The sequence below is a fragment of the Ensifer sp. Root954 genome (genome assembly GCF_001429005.1).
Classification (GTDB): Bacteria; Pseudomonadota; Alphaproteobacteria; order Rhizobiales; family Rhizobiaceae; genus Ensifer; species Ensifer adhaerens.
This window is the reverse complement of sequence record NZ_LMJM01000052.1, coordinates 38,460-55,439: the sequence shown is the minus strand read 5'-3', so window position 1 is coordinate 55,439 and position 16,980 is coordinate 38,460. Positions and strand designations below refer to the sequence as shown.

The following is a 16,980-nucleotide window of genomic DNA, read 5'->3' as shown; positions in this document are numbered from 1 at the left end:
GGCGGAATGACACTGGATTGAAAATCCGCGTGTCGGTGGTTCAAATCCGCCTCCGGGCACCATCTTTCTTCTCGAAGATCTTGGTTCCTTCAAGCGCTGCCGTGTCGTTTCCTTGCGACCGCTATGCGGCTGTGCTCCCTCAATATGTCGTCCACTCCTGCACCAGCATCTCGCGAAAGCGGATGGCGGCCGGTGATAGTCTGCCGCCGCGGCGTTCGACGAGGCCGATGGTGCGGCTGACGGTGGGGGCGGTCAGCGGCACGGTGGCGATAACAGGGTGTTCGACCTGGGGTGTGGCCAGCCGCGGCATCACGGAGATGCCGAGGCCCGCCTCGACGAGGCCGAGCGAGGTCGAGAGGTGGTTGACCTCGTAGAACCAGTTGAGCTGCACCTGGGCCGTTGTCAGCGCCCGGTCGAGCACGGCACGGTTGCCGCTGGTCTTGCTGACCCCGATCAGCGGGTGGCCGGTCAGATCCGCCCAGGTCAGTTGCTTCGAGGTCGCCAGCGGATGATCGCGGCGGCAGGCGAGCACGAACGGGTCGTCGACGAGCGGCGTGAAGCTGAGATCAGGGCGCGCCGCCCCAGTGATGTTGATGCCGAATTCGACCTCGCCGTTGGCGACCGCATCAAGCCCCTCATTGGCCGAGAGATCGAGGATTCGGAAGCGGATGCCCGGGAATTTCTCGTTGAAGGAGTGCACAACCCTGGGAAGAAAATAGAAGGCCGCGGTCGGGACCGAGGCGATGGTGACCTGGGCGCGGTGTCGCCCACCGAGGTCGCTGATCGAGAGGATCGATTCCTCGAATTCGTCGACCAGACGCCTGACCAGTGGCAGAAGCTCCCGCCCGACCTGCGTCGGCGCCACGTGCCGGGTCGTGCGTTCGATCAACTGCGCGCCGACGGAGGCTTCAAAGCCCTTGATCCGCCGTGAAAGCGCAGGTTGTGAAAGATTGAGCTGGCGGGCAGCTTCGTTGAACGAGCCGAGGTCGAGTACGGCGAGGAAAGCCTTGAGGTCGAGGAATTCGAAATTATTGCGCATATCGGAATAATTACGCCATTCTTTGCATTTCACAACAGATTTGATCCGTGAGATCCCTCCGATCAGCCGGTTGCGGCCGGTTCGAAGGAGCATGCGGAATGGATGACTTGATCAGGATACCCTGCGTGATGATGCGCGGCGGAACGTCGAAGGGACCGTTTTTTCTGTCTCGCGATCTTCCGGCTGATCCCGTCGAGCGCGACCGCCTGCTGATCGAAATCATGGGCTCCGGCCACCCGCTGCAGATCGACGGTCTCGGCGGCGGCAACTCGCTGACGAGCAAGGTCGCGATCGTCGGTCCGTCGAGCCGTCCGGAAGCTGATGTCGATTATCTCTTCGCCCAGGTGAAGGTGCTGGAGCGCAGCGTCGATACGGCGCCGAACTGCGGCAACATGCTCTCGGCCGTCGGCCCCTTCGCCATCGAGGCCGGCCTAGTTCTGCCGACCGGCGACGAAACGGTCATCAAGGTTCACAACGTCAACACCGGCAAGATCATCGACGCCCGCATTCAGACCCCCGGCGGCGCGATCGCCTATCAGGGAGAGGCCGCCATCGACGGCGTGCCGGGCAAGGCCGCCCCTGTCTATCTGGCCTTTCGCGATGCGATCGGCGCCAAGACCGGCCGACTGCTGCCGAGCGGCAAGGCGACCGATGTCATTCTCGGTCTTGAAGTAACGCTGCTGGACGGCGCAACGCCGGTGGTGATCATCACCGCCGAGGATATGGGCTACAGCGGCTCGGAGCCCGCTGCAGCTTTCGACGCCGATGCGGCTTTCATGGCCCGGCTCGAGGAAATCCGGCGGGAGGCCGGAAGGCTGATGGGGATGGGGGATGTCAGCCAGTCGGTTCTGCCGAAGCCGGTGCTGATCGGGGCGCCCGCGAGCGGCGGCGATCTGGCCGTGCGCTATTTCACGCCCGCCAATTGCCACACCGCGCTTGCAACGACCGGTGCCGTGAGCCTCGGTTTGGCGGCAACGATCCCGACCGGCCTCGTGGGTCGGCGTTTTCCGGAGCTTTCGCTGCCGGCGACGCTCGCCTTCGAGCACCCGACCGGTGAACTGCGGGTAAGGGTCGAGAAGGCCATAGGAGACAATAGCCCGACTGTGTCTGTGATGCGCACCACGCGTCGGCTGTTTGAAGGTGCGGCTCTTGTTCGCAAAGACGCTTAGGGTCTTGCAGAGCAACGTGTCGCGAATGCATTAACGAACTGGGAGGAGAACAAAATGCCCATGAAATTTACCCGTCGCGTCGCCCTGGCCCTGTGCGGGGCCGCCATGACCATGTCGGTCGCAGCCCCTGTGATGGCGCAGGATGCCTATCCGTCCAAGCCGATCACGCTGGTGGTTTCCTATGCCGCTGGCGGCGGTACGGATGCCATCGCCCGCGTCTTTGCCGCGCGGCTTGAAAAGGCGCTCGGCGGTCGCGTCATCGTCGAAAACCGCCCGGGTGCCGCCGCCAACCTTGGAACCGAAGTCGCCGCTGCAGCTGATCCCGACGGCTACACCCTGCTGATCGGCAATCAGGGCCCGATGGTCGTCAACCCGCATATCTTCAAGCTGAAGGCCGATCCGGGCACGGACCTCGATCCGATCGCGATGATCGCGGATGCGTCCCTCGTCGTCGTTGTCGGACCATCGCTCAAAGTCAACACGCTCGGCGAACTGGTCGAGGCGGCCAAGTCCGGCGAGCTGGTCTATGGTTCGGCCGGCAACGCCTCGGCCAGCCATCTCGGCGCGCTGCTGCTCGGCCAGACCGCCGGCATCAAGGTCAGGCACGTGCCTTACAAGGGCGCAGGCCCGGCGGTGAACGACCTCGTCGGCGGCCACATTGACTTCATGGTCACCACCATTCCCTCGGCGATCGGGCTGATCGAGAGCGGCACGCTGAAGGCGCTTGCCGTCACCGGCGACAAGCGCTTTGCGAGCCTGCCGGATGTGCCGACCGCCATTGAAGCCGGCGTTCCGGGCTACACGGCCTCGGCCTGGTATGGCCTCGTCGGTCCGAAGGGCATGCCGGCGGACGTAAAGTCGAAGCTCGAGGCGGCGACGACCGAGACGCTCAGCGATGCCGACGTGCTCGACAAGCTAAAGAACGACGGCGCCGTGCCGTCCTCCATGGGCCCCCAGGCCTTTGCCGATTTCATGGCCAAGGAGCGCGCGCGCTGGGGCGACGTGGTGAAAGCGGCCGACATCAAGGTCGAGTAAGATGGAAGCCACGTCCACGAACACTGAAACCGAGCCCTCCGCGGGAGGGCTCGGCCGGGAGAGGCTTGCCGGCATCGTGCTGGTCGGCCTCGGCGGGCTTGGCCTGTGGGCCGGCTCCGATCTGCCCTTCATGACCTCGGAAGGCGTCGGCTCGGGGCTGATGCCGCGGCTGCTTTCCCTCGTCATCCTGGGGCTCGGGCTCCTGCAACTGGTGCTGAGCCGAAAGGATCCGGGGCCTTCGACCGGCCGCTGGGCGATCCGCGAGACGATCCCCGTCATCCTCGGCGTCGTTCTCTTTGCCGTTACGGTGCGTGGCTATCATCTCGGTCCGGTTACCATTCCCGGTCTCGGCCTCTCGATCGCCTGTCCGCTGGCGGTCGTCGCTTCCGGCCTGGCCGCGCGCGATGCGCGCCTTGGCGAACTTCTTGTCTTTGCCGCCGTGCTAACAGCCTTCTGCATCGGCCTCTTTCGCTATGCGCTCGGGCTTTCGGTTCCCGTTGCGCCCTGGCTTCTAGGATACTGAGATGCTGGACGTCTTTATCAATCTCGGCCTCGGCATGACCGTGGCGTTCACCCTGCAGAACATCGCGCTCTGCTTCATCGGCTGTCTCATCGGCACGCTGGTGGGCGTGTTGCCCGGCGTCGGCCCGGTCGCCACCATCGCAATCCTGCTGCCGGTCACCCTCTCGCTCGATCCGACCGGCTCGCTGATCATGCTCGCCGGCATCTATTACGGCGCCCAGTACGGCGGCTCGACCACGGCCATCCTCGTCAACATTCCCGGGGAAGCGACCGCGGTCGTCACCGCCATCGACGGCCACAAGATGGCCCAGAAGGGCCAGGCGGGGCTCGCGCTCGGCCTTGCGGCGATCGGTTCCTTCTTTGCCGGCACGGTTGCCACCATCGTGATTGCCGCTCTCGGCGTTCCGATGACACGCATGGGCCTTCTCTTCGGCCCGACCGAGTATTTTTCGCTGATGATCATGGGCCTCGTCTTTGCCGTCGTGCTGGCGCACGGCTCGCTTCTGAAGGCGGTGTCGATGATCCTCGCCGGCGTGCTGCTCTCCTGTGTCGGCGCCGATATGGAAACGGGTCGCGAGCGCATGACCTTCGGCCTTGAAATGCTCCAGGACGGCATCGAATTCGTCGTGCTGGCCATGGGCATCTTCGGCTTCGGCGAAATCTTCAAGAACCTCGCCGACCCGGAAGCCCGCGATGTCGTGCGCAGCCGCATCGGCCGCCTGTGGCCGACGCTGAAGGAACTCAAGGAGAACTTCCCGGCGATCCTCCGCGGCACCTTCCTGGGCTCGGTGCTCGGCGTCCTGCCGGGCAACGGCGCGATCCTTGGCCCCTTTGCCAGCTATGCGGTCGAAAAGCGCATCTCGAAGCGGCCGCAGGACTTCGGCCATGGCGCACCGGCGGCCGTCGCCGGCCCGGAAAGCGCCAACAATGCCGGTGCGCAGACCTCCTTCATTCCGCTTCTCACCCTCGGCCTGCCGCCGAATGCGGTGATGGCGCTGATGGTCGGCGCGATGATGATCCAGGGCATCGTGCCCGGGCCACAGGTGATCGAGCGCAATCCGGAACTGTTCTGGGGGCTCATCGCCTCGATGTGGATCGGCAACCTCATGCTGGTCATCATCAACCTGCCGCTGATCGGTCTGTGGGTGAAGCTGCTGCGCGTGCCCTATCGCCTCTTGTTTCCGGCCATCGTCTGCTTCTGCTGCATCGGCCTCTACTCGATCGCCAACGATGCGGCCCAGGTAATGATGGCCGCCCTGTTCGGGATCATCGGCTACGCCCTCTACAAGCTCGAATTCGAGCCTGCGCCGCTGGCGCTCGGCTTCGTGCTAGGCCGCTTGCTCGAGGAGAAGTTGCGCCAGTCGCTGATCATCTCCGGCGGCAGCCCGCTGACCTTCCTGCAATCGCCGCTGTCGGCAATTTTGCTGGCGATCGCCGTCATGGCGCTTGTGATCGCCATCTCGCCGTCGATGCGGCGAAACCGCGACGAGGTCTTCAAGGAAGCTTAAGGTTTGCTTCTAAACGTTGGAAAGGCCACGGGCACGCGGCGCCCGTGGCCTTTCTGTTTTGGGCTGGCGGGCGAGGTATCGTCGCCGATCGGTCAAGAACATCGCTCCTCTTCACAAGTGCGCGGAAGCGGCGTAATCTCCAAGGATATTCTTAAGTAGAAATAATTTAAGTAATAGATCCTGCGGGGACAAAGGAATGGCTGCGACGGGAGCGCGCGGCGACAGGCGGGAGCAAATTGACGGGCTTCGCGTGATCGCCATGACGGGGGTATTGTACGTTCATTACTGGAACGAGCATCCCACACTTGAATCTGTTCGAGTTTCACTCTTCTTCATCATCAGCGGCTTCTTGATCGGGGTGATCCTGCTGTCGGCAAAAGACACCCAGGCAACGATCAACGTCACCAATTTCTACATTCGCCGCTCGCTTCGCCTGCTTCCGGCGCTGTTCCTGATGCTGTTCGTGGCGGCACTGTTCAACATGGATGGCATACGCAACAGCCTGGCGTGGCACACGTTTCAGATGTCGAGCCTGTATTTCGCCATCACCCAGGACTGGGAGCCCTGGGTTGCCGCGCATCTCTGGAGCCTCAACATCGTCGAGCAGTTCTACCTTACCGCTCCGCTGATCATCATCTTCCTGAGCCGGCGGCACATATTCGTGGCTTATGTGCTCATCTTCACGATGTCGGTGATCGCCCGAACCTATAGCGACGAGCTCGGTCTTCTCGCCTGGTCAAACATCGTTCTTGCCTTTGACCCGGTGGCGGCAGGGGCGATCCTGGCGCTGGTCAAGGACAATGCCGATGTGCGGGCGGTTCTGACGAGCAAGCTCAACAACCTCGCGTCTGTCGCGATCATCGCGTCGCCTCTCTTCGTCGGTTTCAAGTTCGGCCATTCGGAAACCTATAAGTTGCTTTGCATCTACGCGCTGGCCTCGATCGTTCTGAGTTCCTACATCGGATACAAGGGCGTGTCGGCCTATCTCCTGGCAAACCCCGTCACGCGCTTCCTCAGCCGCGTCAGTTACGCGACCTATGTGTACCACATGGCGCTCTGGTGGCTGGTCGCAGAACAGTGGCCGGCGCTCTACAGGGCGGGGCCGATGACGTTCCTCATCATGAGCACCATCACGGTCATCGTCGCGACGATTTCCTGGCATCTGGTGGAAAAGCACTTCGACGCCCTGAAAGCCCTGTTCCCCGTAACCCAACCGGTGCCGCTGGCGGCCGAGCGTGCCTGACCCCGCCTGCAGGGCGAGGAGCAAGGGCGCAATTATTGCCAACCATCGGAAGGGCTGACGCAATATTTGCGCCCCGAGGCGAAGTTCTTAAGTCGGTGTTAACCACGTATTTGGTTGTATCGCCACAATCACAGCGGCCCATGAAGGGCATTTTTCAATTTTAAGATGTCACTAATATGGTCAGCATTCTCACGAACGCTGGAGCGATTTCTGCGCTCCAGACTCTGCGTACGATTAACTCCGACATGGCTCAGGTCCGCGGGCAACTGAACTCGGGCCTGAGAATTCAGACGGCGGCCGACAACGCCGCCTATTGGTCGATCTCGACAACCATGCGCTCCGACGCCAAGGCCGTGTCTGCGGTCCAGGACGCGCTCGGGCTGGGAGCGGCCAAGGTCGAGACGGCCTATGCGGCGATGGATGCCGTTACCGGTATTCTCAGCGAGTTCAAGGCCAGGCTGGTGACGGCGAGGGAGCCCGGCGTCGACAAGGGCAAGCTCCAGAAGGAGCTCGACCAGCTCAAGCAGCAGATCCTGAGCATCGTGGATTCGGCGAGCTTCAGCGGACAGAACTGGCTGAGAACCAATGTCTCCGACATCTATGACAGCGATCTGAATCGCACGTCCGTCGCCTCCTCGTTTTCGAGAGACGCCCGAAACGGCGTGTCGCTGAACACGGCCGACTTTTTCCTGCGGGACTCCTCGCTGTTCAACAGCACCGGCGGCGGCATCCTGCAGGCCGACACGCGGGATCTGAGGACCGTCGGCGGGATCCGCTTCGTGACCTCGGTCGATGTCGACGGCTACACGACCAACAGCAACTACAACAACCGGGCGGGCCAGGCTGGCGAATTCGTGTTCCATTTCACGGGGCCGCTCAGTTTTTCGAACTCGGGCGACAAGATCACGTTTGACGTCATCGTCGACAAGGACAGCAGCTCTCAAGGTCTCTCGCTGCCGCTACACGCCGGAAAGACGACCTCGGTCACCGTCGATCGCACCACCGTCGACACGGTGCTCGGCGCCACTGCCAACGGCGTGATATCGGACTACACGCAATATGCAGCGGTGCTCGACCACGCGGTCAAGCAGGCGGGGGCCGGCGCCACGGTCAAGACATATAGACACCCCTATGAGCCTTACGCCCCCATTATCAATCAAATCGGCTTCATGACACAGCAGAATTCCGGCCTCGACGGGTCCTATGTCGAGGTCGCCAATCTGGTCGTCAGCACGTCGAGCGGCGGCGGAGCTGGTCTCGTTGAAAACTCGGATTTCGGCGAGCGCGGATCGGAGATGACGCTGACGTTCGAGCAATTCGAGGTCTACAAGGACGTCGTCGTATCCTTCAATTTTTCGGTGAACGGCGAAGCTCCCAGCACCCATTCCTTCGACCGCAATCAGGTGAACGCGCTGCTGGGCAAGGATACCGGCAAGATCGAAACGGTCGACGAGATGGTGACGGTGCTTCAGTCGCTCATCACCCGGCCGAACACCATCATTCAGAACAACGGCTCAGGCGGCATCCTGATAAAGTCCGATCCGGCCGTCGATCGGAAATCCGGTGCCGGAACCTTTATCGGCTTCACCAACATTGACGTGAACATCGAACCGATCGCCCGCAGAAACTTCCTTGACGTCGATATCGCGGCCAACCCGCAATCGGTCGATTCCTATCTCCACTACATCGAAGTCGTCCTGCAGCGGACCATCGACGGTGCAGCGGCGCTCGGTTCGCTGCTGTCGCGCATCGACATGCAAACGACCTTCGCTCAAACGCTGATGGCGACGATCGACAAGGGGGTCGGGCGCCTGGTGGATGCCGACATGAACGAGACATCGACGCGGCTGAAGGCCTTGCAGTCGCAGGAGCAGCTCGGCATCCAGGCTTTGCAGATCGCCAACTCCGACGCTCAGAACATCCTGCAGCTCTTCCGCTGAGACAAGCCGCAGAGGTGGATTTGGAGGGCGCGATTAAGAGGGGAAAATATCGTCGGCTCTGCCGACCTGGCTTCGACTGACCCGGGAACTTAACCCAGCCGAGACTCCTCGGCTGTCACCTGCGTTACAGGCGTGTCGCAGCTTCTGCCTATTCTGGCGCCCGGGAGGACCTGAGCGGCGCAGTTCGTCGCCGCACAATTTAGGCCGCGACGTCCGGAAAAAACGGGGGCGCGGCCGGGTCAACGAGGATTAGACATGCGTAAACTTGCGACACTCTCTCTGGCAGCTTTGGTGACTGCGACGGTCGCCGTGGGCGGCGTTGCTCCGGCATTTGCCGGCGGAAGCTACTACAAGGGCGTATCGACAACGCCCATCAACGAAGGCCACAAGAGCGAGAAGTACAACCCTGAGGCCAAGGTCGTGAACCGCCCACCGCCGCGCAACGGCGCCTATTACAAGGGCATCATGCGCAAGTAATGCGGTATCCGTGGGGCGTGCGTGGTCAAGCGGCCTTTTTGCCCGTCGCGCTACCCGGCATAACCTGCGAAACAAACGAGGGCGCCAGCGGCGCCCTTTATATTTTAAAGCAGAACGTGGTTGAGGATGTCGCTTTCGCTGACCACTAGGTTCGGCAGGTGCCCCTTGCGAAGGTAGTGCTTGCGATCGCTGTCGGCCGTGACGAAGACGGCAGTGCGGGCAATTTCGTCCGGCGTGAGTTCCATTGTACCGGGAACGACGGCGATATGGGAGCGCAGGCCAAGGTCACGCAACAGCTCTTCGATCGCACCATGGTCTTCGACGCCGTGCAGCACCAGACGATCGATCTCGGCGACCGCGTTCGTGTGCCACATCACCGTCTGCAGGGCGACCATGAGCGGCAGAACGCCCTTTGATCGCTGCAGTTCGGGATGGTGTTCGAAGCCACCGAGCATCAGGCGGGTATAAAGCTCATAGGCGCGGATGTAGTCCTTCTTCGCGAGCCACATGCGCAGGGCGACCGTCATGCGCAGCATGGTGAAATCCCTCACCTGCGCATCGAGATAGGCACGGCGCTCCGGTGTTAGCCGCACGGCGCCGCGCTTGGCACCGGAATAGAGAAAATATTCAAGGCCGCCGCGGTAGCTGTCCCAGGCGGTGAGCACGTCGGCATGGCCGGCTTGCGGCCGGTCGCGCGCAATCTTCGAACGGGTGACCTGTCGGTAGAACGGCTTTCTCAGGAAGGCGACGGCGCCCTGCTCCAGAAAATGGGCGAGATAGGCGAAGGCCCAGTAGGCGAAGTTCCTGGGCACCCAGGCCGACCGTAGCGCCGACGCCCGGTAGATGCCGATTTCCGGAAACACGTGTCGCTCGCAGAGGAAGTCGAACACTTCCTCGGAAGCGCGCTTCTTGAACTTCGTATCCTTGTCGACGATGTAGAACGGCGGATCGTCGCGCTCCTCGACTTCGTCATGCGTGTACCAGGGCGCGTAGCAAGCGGTGACTTCCGGATTGAGATCCAGGTAGCGGATCGCCTCGCGCATGCCTTCGTTGATCAGGATGTCGTCGTCGGCGAGATAGAGCACATATTCGCCGGTCGCGCGGCTGAAGGCGCTGACGACGTTGGCGCCGGAACCGTAGTTCTCCGCCTGCCCGAGGTAGCGGATCGGCAGGCCCTTGGCGATGAAACGCTCGGCCACGTCGCGCGTGTCGTCCGTAGACGCGTTGTCGGAGATGATGATCTCGTACTTATAGGAGAATTGGTAAAGGTCGACGAAGTAGGCGAGCGACTTCTCGAGAAAGGCTGCGCGATTGTAGGTTGGAATGCAAATGCTCAGCTTAACCTGGCTCACGCGCCTCTCCATGGTGCTTTTCTCGCGCGGTTTCCAGTCTCTTCGGACGTTGCCGTTGCCCGCATCGCCAGCCTTGGCGCTGCCCGCACGGCGCAGGTGTTCCGCGCATACAGGGAACGCCCCCTGCACATTCCTTATTCCGCTTCGATCTTGTGTGAGCCTTGTCTTGGATAGGCGATGTCGGCCCCCTCACGACGCCGGTCGAGCGCAGTTAACGCTTTGTTAACCATGCTGGAGCACTCTCGGATCAGGCTCACGCCGCCCCTTGTGCGACGGACCGGAGCTGCCGGACGGGATACGCCGTCGCGTTCGTTCCGATGGAGCCGAGGTAAGGGTGTACGATATGGCAGAGCACATGATGAAAATGCTGATGAGCATCATGGCCGCGCTCTCGTTCGGCTCCCTGCTCTTTCTCGTGGCCATCCTCTAGGGCTCTCTGCCCTCAAGGCCACCGCGTCCTTCGACGCCTGTCAGGGATAAAGGTAGAATTCGTCCCAGCTCTCGTGCGGCACAAGCTCACCGATCTTGTATTCGAAGGACAGGACATCCAGGTGCTCGGCGTCGGTGCGGCACTTGAACTTCAGCTTGTACCATTCGCCCTTGCTGCGGAACACGGCGCCCGGCGCCTTCATCTTGTCTTCCTTCACGACCGGTTCGGCGAAAGTATAGGCAATCACCTTGTCCGGTTTGAAGCTCGACTTGTCGGCGTTGATGCGCTCCATCGCTTCGGTGTCGCAGCGCTGCTCCAGGCGGGTCTGGGGGTCGAGCTTCTCGAACTGACGTACCAGGGACTGATCCATCGCCAGCGCCGGGGAGAATGTGGCGGCGAAGACGAGCGGGTACGCGAGTAGCTTCATGCTTGACGGACTCCTGGGAACGGAAAGGACCAACCCGGCAAATCACTGCCGGGGGCGCGCCTGCGGTTTCAGTTAAGCTTTGTGGCCATTCCAAGGCATGCCCCGTATCCGCAACGGCAAACTACGCTTCCGATACGTCGATCCACTCGGCGCCGGTCAGCTCGGCGATGCGGGTCGGGCTGATGTGCACAGCCGCATTGGTGGCACCGGCGGCCGGCACGACGATGTCGTAGGCCTTGAGCGACAGGTCGCAATAGATGCTGTGCGGCTTGGCGAGACCGAAGGGGCAGACGCCGCCGACCGGGTGGCCGGTCTCGGCTTCCACCTCGTCGAAACCAAGCATGCGCGCCTTTGTGCCGAAGCGGGCCTTGTACTTCTTGTTGTCGAGGCGGGCGTCGCCACGCGTGACGATCAGGATCACGTCGTCGCCGACGCGAAGCGCCAGCGTCTTGGCGATCTGGGCCGGCTCGACGCCGTGGCCCTCGGCCGCAAGAGCAACCGTGGCGGTGCTTTGTTGTAGCTCGATGACGTCGATATCTGGGGCGTGCTGGGAGAAGAAGTCTTTGACGGAGGTCAGGCTCATGGCGAACAGTTCACGTTATTGAAAAGGCAAAGGGTGGCCGCCGCGGCGCAAGAAGCGCTATGGTCCTTCGTGCCGGGCGCGCAAATCTCTCAATCGTCGTTGGAAGCGTCAAGGTCTTCCGGGCGCAGACCTTCCTGCTGCGGTGGCAGGTAGCCGTGATTGGTGAACCAGTTTTCGAGGATCGCGATGATCGCCTGATCCCGTGTCTGCATTCCCGGGTGATCCGCAATGAACGACTTGAGCGCCGTTTCGATCTTGTCGGTGTAAAGAGCGTTCATGCTCGCCTCCGTCTGGCTATGTGCGATGTCCCGTCCAGCAGATCACAGTGCTACAGCCCCCTTCGCGCGTCCAGATGGAACGGCCGGGGATATTCCGGGCGCGAAGGGTACTGCCGCCGGCGATGGGTCAGGCCTGTTTGACGATGCGGATCAGCACCAAAAGGATGACGGCACCGATCGTCGCGTGCAGGATCGCGGAGAGAACGCCGGTGCCGAGGCTGATGCCGATCCGCGGGAAGAGGAAGCCGGCGATGAAGGCGCCGATGATGCCGACGACCATGTTGCCGATGAGTCCGAAGCCGAAACCTTTGACGATGAGGCCGGCGAGCCAGCCGGCGACCGCGCCGACGATCAGGAAGACGAAAATGCTTTCAATGCCCATGAACGGGTCCCTTTCCGATGAATCTCCAAGGGAAAGATAGATCAGGAATTGAAATCAGATAGGGGGCAATTTCATCGCGCAGCGATTTTTTGAGCTGTCGAGCGTGGGATGCGGCGCCGGGCCTCAAATGGCAGCCCGGCGCCGCTCGTTTCAGGGTCAGACGATACCGCCCCCGCCGCCGGCAACGGCCGGGCGCTCAGCCGCGACTTTCGCGCGGTAACCGCTCTTGCGATAGGCCGCGACAGGTGCGATTGCGCCGCCGCTTTCGAGCCGCGCCATCGCGAGAATAGGCTCGACGTCGGTGCGGAAGGCTACCTTCAGCGTCTCGCTCGCCTTCAGCGCGTCGTTGTCGTCCTGGTAGCCCGCGAGCGCCTGGCGGTCGACAATCAGCGCCTGGGCATAGGCGCGGCAGACCTCGGTGGCGCTCGTCATCAGGCTTTCGATCGGGTCGGTGACGTTGTGGCTCTGGTCGAGCATGTGCGCCGGCTGGAACCCCTTGGCCTTGCGGGTCTCCGCATCGACGAGTTCGTTGAAGACGAGGAACAGCCGGTAGGGATCGATCGAGCCCGTGTCGAGATCGTCGTCACCATACTTCGAATCGTTGAAGTGGAAGCCGCCGAGCTTGCCGAACTGGATGAGGCGGGCGACGATCATCTCGATGTTGACGTTCGGCGCATGGTGGCCAAGGTCGACGAGGCAGAAGGCCTTGGGGCCGAGCTCCTGGGCGATCAGGTAGTTGCTGCCCCAGTCCTGGACGACGGTCGAATAGAAGGCCGGCTCGAACATCTTGTGTTCGGTGTAAACGCGCCAGTCATCCGGCAGCGCCGCGTAGACCGATTTCATCGCGTCGAGATAACGCTCGAAAGCACGGGTGAAATTGCTTTGGCCGGGGAAGTTGGAGCCGTCGCCGACCCAGACCGTCAGCGCCTTGGACCCGAGCTGCCGGCCGATCTCGATGCATTCGAGATTGTGCTCCACCGCTTGGGCGCGCGTGGCGGCGTCGGCATGCGACAGCGAGCCGAACTTGTAGGAATGTTCCTGGCCCGGCGCGTCTGAGAAGGTGTTGGAGTTCATCGCATCGAAACCGAGGCCGAGCGACGTGCCCTTCTCTTTTAGTTCGGAAATGTCGCTCACCTTGTCCCAGGGGATATGCAGCGAGACGGTCGGTGTCGCCCGGGTCAGCTGCTGGATGACCGCGCAATCCTCGAGCTTGTCGAAGATGTTGCGCGGTTCGCCCTTGCCGGGGAAGCGGGCAAAGCGCGTGCCGCCGGTGCCGACACCCCAGGAAGGGACGGCAACACCGTAGGCGGCGACCTTCCGTTTGATCTCGTCGATCGCGATGCCGCGCCGGCTGAGCCTTTCGCCGAGGCTCTCATAATCCCGGCGAAGTGCGGTGAGCCGGCTTTCGTTCTCGGCTTCGACGGTCGCCTGGCTGATCATGGTGGTCGTCATGAAACTCTCCTCGATCAGCGGGTGAAGGACTGGGCGTTGCCCGCGTCGACATTGATGATGTTGCCGGTCGATTTCGCCGACATGTCGGAGGCGAGGAAATAGATCGCCTCGGCAATATCCTCGGGGAAGACGCTGAGCTTCAGCATCGAGCGCTCGCGATAATGCGCCTCGAGGTCGTCCACATCCATCTTGTAGGCGGCGGCGCGCTGTTCCTTCCACTCGCCGGTCCAGATCTTCGAGCCGCGCAACACCGCGTCGGGGTTCACGACGTTGACGCGGATCTGCGCGCCAGCCCCTTCGAGCGCCAGGCAGCGGGCGAGGTGGATTTCGGCCGCCTTGGCGGTGCAATAGGCAGATGCGCCGGGGGAGGCGGCAAGGCCGTTCTTGGAGGCGACGAAGACGACGTTGCCGCCGGCCTTCTGCTGGCGGAAGATGCGGAAGGCTTCACGCGAGACGAGGAAGTAGCCGGTCGTCAGGATGTCGATGTTCTTGGTCCAGAGCGCCAGCGTCGTGTCTTCGATCGCGGCCGACGAGGCGAGGCCGGCATTGGAGACCAGGATATCGAGGCCGCCGAAGGCGAGCAGAGCGTCGGCAAAACCGCCCTCGACCGCCGCTTCGCTGGTGACGTTCATGCTGACGGAGCGGACGAAATCCTTGCCGTAGCGCTTGGACAGTTCGCCTTCGGCCGCCGCAAGCGCGGTCTCATCGATATCGGCGAGCACGACGCAGGCGCCTTCCTGCATCAGCCGGTTGGCCGTCGCCTTGCCGATACCGCCGGCGCCGCCGGTAACGAGCGCGATGCGGCCGGCGAGGCTCTTCGGCTTCGGCATACGCTGCAGCTTTGCTTCCTCCAGCAGCCAGTATTCGATGTCGAAGGCTTCCTGTTCCGGCAGGCCGACATAGGTGGAAACGCCGGAGGCGCCGCGCATGACGTTGATGGCGTTGACGTAGAACTCGCCGGAGATGCGGGCGGTCGCCTTGTCCTTGGCAAAGGTGATCATACCGACGCCGGGCACGAGATAGACGACCGCGTTCGGGTCGCGCATGGCGGGGCTGTCTTCGTGCTTGCAGCGCTCGTAGTAGGCCGCATAGTCGGCGCGATAGGCGGCGATCGCTTCGGGCAGCGCTGCCAGCGTCTTGTCGACATCGGGACTGGCCGGATCGAAATCGACCACCAGCGGCCGGATCTTGGTGCGCAGGAAATGGTCGGGGCAGCTGGTGCCAAGAGCGGCCAGCGGCTTCAGATCCTTCGACGTGACGAAATCGAGCACGGCCTGGCTGTCGTCGAAATGGCCGACCTTCTTCTCGTCGGCGCTGATCAGCCCGCGGATGACCGGCATCAGCTTGCGGGCGACGTCGGCGCGGGCGGCCGCGTCGAGCGCCGGCTTCACCGCGCCGCCAAAAGCAGGCTTGGTGTTCTCGGCCTCGAACCAGGCGATCGCCTTGTTGATGATCTCGACCGTCGTCTCGTAGGCTTCTTTCGCCGTGTCGCCCCAGGTGAAGAGGCCATGGCTTTCAAGCACCACACCGCGTGCGCGCGGGTTTTCCAGGCAGAACTTTTCCAGCCACAGGCCGAGCTCGTAGCCCGGGCGCTTCCACGGCAGCCAGCCGATGTCGTCGCCGAAGATCTTTGCCGTCAGCTCGCGGCTGTTCTTGGCCGCGGCAATCGCGATGATTGCGTCGGGATGCATGTGGTCGACATGCTTCTTCGGCACGTAGGCATGCAGCGGCGTGTCGATCGAGGCGGCGCGTGGATTGAGGTTGAAAGTGCAGTGCGGCAGGTAGCCGACCATCTCGTCTTCGAACGCGACACCGCGATAAATCGACTTCAGCGCGTTGAGCTTGTCCATATAGAGAGTGGCAAAACCGTCGAGCTTGATCGTTCCGACGTCGCCGCCCGAACCCTTGACCCAGAGCACCTCGACCGTGCCGCCCCCAAGCGGATCCTTCTCCATCACCTTGGCCGAGGTGTTACCGCCGCCGTAGTTGGTGATGCGCTTGTCGGAGCCGAGCAGGTTGGAGCGATAGAGCAGGCGCTCGGATTCGCTCATGCCGGCAGCCTTTGCCTCGTCCCAAAGGTTTGCAAGTCGCGCACCCTGCTGCTTGTCGAGCATCTCGAATTTCCTCCCGGTCTGATATCGCGCGGCTTGGCGACCGCGCAGAGATGTGGTTGGCATCAGATCACAGGACTTGAGCGTTAAAGTCAATCAAAAACGATCAAGTTCGCGCATATTGCGCTGCACAATGAAAAAATATGATTGTTTATGATTGACAATGGTCGATCGTGATGGAAGCATGAACGCCATCGGAGGAACGCATGCACGAGAAAGAAAGACACCGGATCATTCAGTCGGCGGTTCAGGAAAAACCCGTCGTCACCGTCCAGGAGCTGGTCGATCTGACCGACAGTTCCGAGGCGACGATCCGGCGCGATATTGCAGCCCTCCACGTGCAGAAGAAGCTGCGACGGGTGCGCGGCGGCGCCGAGGCGATCAATCCGCCGCAATTCGTCGGCCTTGCCGGTCGTCCGTTCAAGGTCAACGAGGGCCTGCACGCCCGCGAAAAACAGGCGATCGCCAAGGAGGCGGTGGCGCTCTGCGAGGATGGCGAGCCGATCATCATCAATGGCGGCACCACGACCTTTCAGATGGTGCATTTCCTCAGCAATCGGCGAATGCAGGTTTTCACCAATTCCTTCCCGATCGCCGAGCATCTTTTGAAGCATTCGAAGAACACGGTGATGCTGTCGGGCGGCACGATCTACCGCGAGCAGAACATCATCCTCAGCCCCTTCGACAATGACGTGACGCGCAATTTCTATGCGCGCCGCATGTTCATGGGGGCACAGGGCTTAGGCCCGCTCGGCCTGATGGAGGCGGATCCGCTGTTGATCCAGGCGGAGCAGAAACTGATCGACCAGGCCGACGAACTCGTCGTGCTGGTGGACTCCTCGAAGTTTCACAAGCGGTCGAGCCTCATCCTTTGCGGGCTGAAGCGGATCGCCACTGTCATTACGGATTCGGGCATCGAGGACAGGCATGCCGCGATGCTTGAAAATGCCGGTGTGCGGCTGGTCGTTGCCAGCTCGAGAGCCGGCACAGATGCGGAGAACATGTCCTCGTCCGCCTGAGGGGTGGGCGAGG

16 protein-coding genes are annotated in these 16,980 nt (G+C 62.2%); 8 read left to right on the top strand and 8 right to left on the bottom strand.

Features of this window, described 5'->3' with window-relative positions:
- Positions 1-139: 139 nt before the first annotated feature.
- Complete coding sequence (locus ASE71_RS30915) at positions 140-1,039, bottom strand: LysR family transcriptional regulator (RefSeq protein ID WP_060522265.1); 900 nt, start codon at positions 1,037-1,039, stop codon at positions 140-142.
- A gap of 98 nt (positions 1,040-1,137) precedes the next feature.
- Here ASE71_RS30915 and ASE71_RS30910 point away from each other — a divergent pair, with 98 nt between their 5' ends.
- The 7 genes from ASE71_RS30910 to ASE71_RS30880 all read left to right on the top strand — a co-directional run bounded on the left by ASE71_RS30910 (position 1,138) and on the right by ASE71_RS30880 (position 8,933).
- Positions 1,138-2,208, top strand: a complete 1,071-nt coding sequence (locus ASE71_RS30910; RefSeq protein WP_034796997.1) for a 4-oxalomesaconate tautomerase — start codon at positions 1,138-1,140, stop codon at positions 2,206-2,208.
- Between the two features lie 54 nt (positions 2,209-2,262).
- Positions 2,263-3,243: a Bug family tripartite tricarboxylate transporter substrate binding protein gene (locus ASE71_RS30905; RefSeq protein ID WP_226020659.1), complete on the top strand. Its 981-nt coding sequence runs from the start codon at positions 2,263-2,265 to the stop codon at positions 3,241-3,243.
- Position 3,244: 1 nt separating this feature from the next.
- A complete protein-coding gene (locus ASE71_RS30900) occupies positions 3,245-3,766 on the top strand; it encodes a tripartite tricarboxylate transporter TctB family protein (RefSeq protein ID WP_082566601.1) in 522 nt (173 codons plus the stop codon).
- Between the two features lies 1 nt (position 3,767).
- On the top strand, positions 3,768-5,273 hold the full coding sequence (locus ASE71_RS30895; RefSeq protein WP_060522264.1) for a tripartite tricarboxylate transporter permease: 1,506 nt from the start codon (positions 3,768-3,770) through the stop codon (positions 5,271-5,273).
- 196 nt (positions 5,274-5,469) lie between these two features.
- Positions 5,470-6,516: an acyltransferase family protein gene (locus ASE71_RS30890; RefSeq protein ID WP_034796993.1), complete on the top strand. Its 1,047-nt coding sequence runs from the start codon at positions 5,470-5,472 to the stop codon at positions 6,514-6,516.
- 176 nt (positions 6,517-6,692) lie between these two features.
- Positions 6,693-8,456, top strand: coding sequence for a flagellin (locus ASE71_RS37700; protein ID WP_063891337.1), 1,764 nt, complete (start codon positions 6,693-6,695; stop codon positions 8,454-8,456).
- Positions 8,457-8,711: 255 nt separating this feature from the next.
- On the top strand, positions 8,712-8,933 hold the full coding sequence (locus tag ASE71_RS30880) for a hypothetical protein (RefSeq protein WP_034796981.1): 222 nt from the start codon (positions 8,712-8,714) through the stop codon (positions 8,931-8,933).
- Positions 8,934-9,037: 104 nt separating this feature from the next.
- On the opposite strand, the gene ASE71_RS30875 is transcribed toward ASE71_RS30880, so the two are convergent.
- The 7 genes from ASE71_RS30875 to ASE71_RS30845 form a co-directional block, all read right to left on the bottom strand.
- Positions 9,038-10,285, bottom strand: a complete 1,248-nt coding sequence (locus tag ASE71_RS30875) for a glycosyltransferase family 2 protein (RefSeq protein WP_060522363.1) — start codon at positions 10,283-10,285, stop codon at positions 9,038-9,040.
- 470 nt (positions 10,286-10,755) lie between these two features.
- Positions 10,756-11,142, bottom strand: a complete 387-nt coding sequence (locus tag ASE71_RS30870; protein WP_043613096.1) for a DUF930 domain-containing protein — start codon at positions 11,140-11,142, stop codon at positions 10,756-10,758.
- A 121-nt stretch (positions 11,143-11,263) separates the two neighbouring features.
- On the bottom strand, positions 11,264-11,725 hold the full coding sequence (locus tag ASE71_RS30865; RefSeq protein WP_034796972.1) for a YbaK/EbsC family protein: 462 nt from the start codon (positions 11,723-11,725) through the stop codon (positions 11,264-11,266).
- An 89-nt stretch (positions 11,726-11,814) separates the two neighbouring features.
- A complete protein-coding gene (locus ASE71_RS30860; protein ID WP_034796970.1) occupies positions 11,815-12,003 on the bottom strand; it encodes a hypothetical protein in 189 nt (62 codons plus the stop codon).
- A 127-nt stretch (positions 12,004-12,130) separates the two neighbouring features.
- Positions 12,131-12,385 (bottom strand): GlsB/YeaQ/YmgE family stress response membrane protein, encoded by a 255-nt coding sequence (locus ASE71_RS30855; protein ID WP_060522263.1) that lies wholly within the window; start codon positions 12,383-12,385, stop codon positions 12,131-12,133.
- A 156-nt stretch (positions 12,386-12,541) separates the two neighbouring features.
- Positions 12,542-13,837, bottom strand: a complete 1,296-nt coding sequence (gene rhaI / locus ASE71_RS30850; RefSeq protein WP_060522262.1) for an L-rhamnose catabolism isomerase — start codon at positions 13,835-13,837, stop codon at positions 12,542-12,544.
- A 14-nt stretch (positions 13,838-13,851) separates the two neighbouring features.
- Positions 13,852-15,951 (bottom strand): bifunctional rhamnulose-1-phosphate aldolase/short-chain dehydrogenase, encoded by a 2,100-nt coding sequence (locus tag ASE71_RS30845; protein ID WP_060522261.1) that lies wholly within the window; start codon positions 15,949-15,951, stop codon positions 13,852-13,854.
- A gap of 203 nt (positions 15,952-16,154) precedes the next feature.
- Here ASE71_RS30845 and ASE71_RS30840 point away from each other — a divergent pair, with 203 nt between their 5' ends.
- On the top strand, positions 16,155-16,967 hold the full coding sequence (locus ASE71_RS30840; protein WP_034796966.1) for a DeoR/GlpR family DNA-binding transcription regulator: 813 nt from the start codon (positions 16,155-16,157) through the stop codon (positions 16,965-16,967).
- The last annotated feature ends 13 nt before the right edge of the window (positions 16,968-16,980 follow it).

Excerpts from the sequence above, each read along its gene's own strand:
- ASE71_RS30915 (WP_060522265.1), bottom strand. The coding sequence starts at position 1,039 with ATGCGCAATAATTTCGAATTCCTCGACCTCAAGGCTTTCCTCGCCGTA.
- ASE71_RS30910 (WP_034796997.1), top strand. The coding sequence starts at position 1,138 with ATGGATGACTTGATCAGGATACCCTGCGTGATGATGCGCGGCGGAACG.
- ASE71_RS30905 (WP_226020659.1), top strand. The coding sequence starts at position 2,263 with ATGCCCATGAAATTTACCCGTCGCGTCGCCCTGGCCCTGTGCGGGGCC.
- ASE71_RS30900 (WP_082566601.1), top strand. The coding sequence starts at position 3,245 with ATGGAAGCCACGTCCACGAACACTGAAACCGAGCCCTCCGCGGGAGGG.
- ASE71_RS30895 (WP_060522264.1), top strand. The coding sequence starts at position 3,768 with ATGCTGGACGTCTTTATCAATCTCGGCCTCGGCATGACCGTGGCGTTC.
- ASE71_RS30890 (WP_034796993.1), top strand. The coding sequence starts at position 5,470 with ATGGCTGCGACGGGAGCGCGCGGCGACAGGCGGGAGCAAATTGACGGG.
- ASE71_RS37700 (WP_063891337.1), top strand. The coding sequence starts at position 6,693 with ATGGTCAGCATTCTCACGAACGCTGGAGCGATTTCTGCGCTCCAGACT.
- ASE71_RS30880 (WP_034796981.1), top strand. The coding sequence starts at position 8,712 with ATGCGTAAACTTGCGACACTCTCTCTGGCAGCTTTGGTGACTGCGACG.
- ASE71_RS30870 (WP_043613096.1), bottom strand. The coding sequence starts at position 11,142 with ATGAAGCTACTCGCGTACCCGCTCGTCTTCGCCGCCACATTCTCCCCG.
- ASE71_RS30865 (WP_034796972.1), bottom strand. The coding sequence starts at position 11,725 with ATGAGCCTGACCTCCGTCAAAGACTTCTTCTCCCAGCACGCCCCAGAT.
- ASE71_RS30860 (WP_034796970.1), bottom strand. The coding sequence starts at position 12,003 with ATGAACGCTCTTTACACCGACAAGATCGAAACGGCGCTCAAGTCGTTC.
- ASE71_RS30855 (WP_060522263.1), bottom strand. The coding sequence starts at position 12,385 with ATGGGCATTGAAAGCATTTTCGTCTTCCTGATCGTCGGCGCGGTCGCC.
- rhaI (WP_060522262.1), bottom strand. The coding sequence starts at position 13,837 with ATGACGACCACCATGATCAGCCAGGCGACCGTCGAAGCCGAGAACGAA.
- ASE71_RS30845 (WP_060522261.1), bottom strand. The coding sequence starts at position 15,951 with ATGCTCGACAAGCAGCAGGGTGCGCGACTTGCAAACCTTTGGGACGAG.
- ASE71_RS30840 (WP_034796966.1), top strand. The coding sequence starts at position 16,155 with ATGCACGAGAAAGAAAGACACCGGATCATTCAGTCGGCGGTTCAGGAA.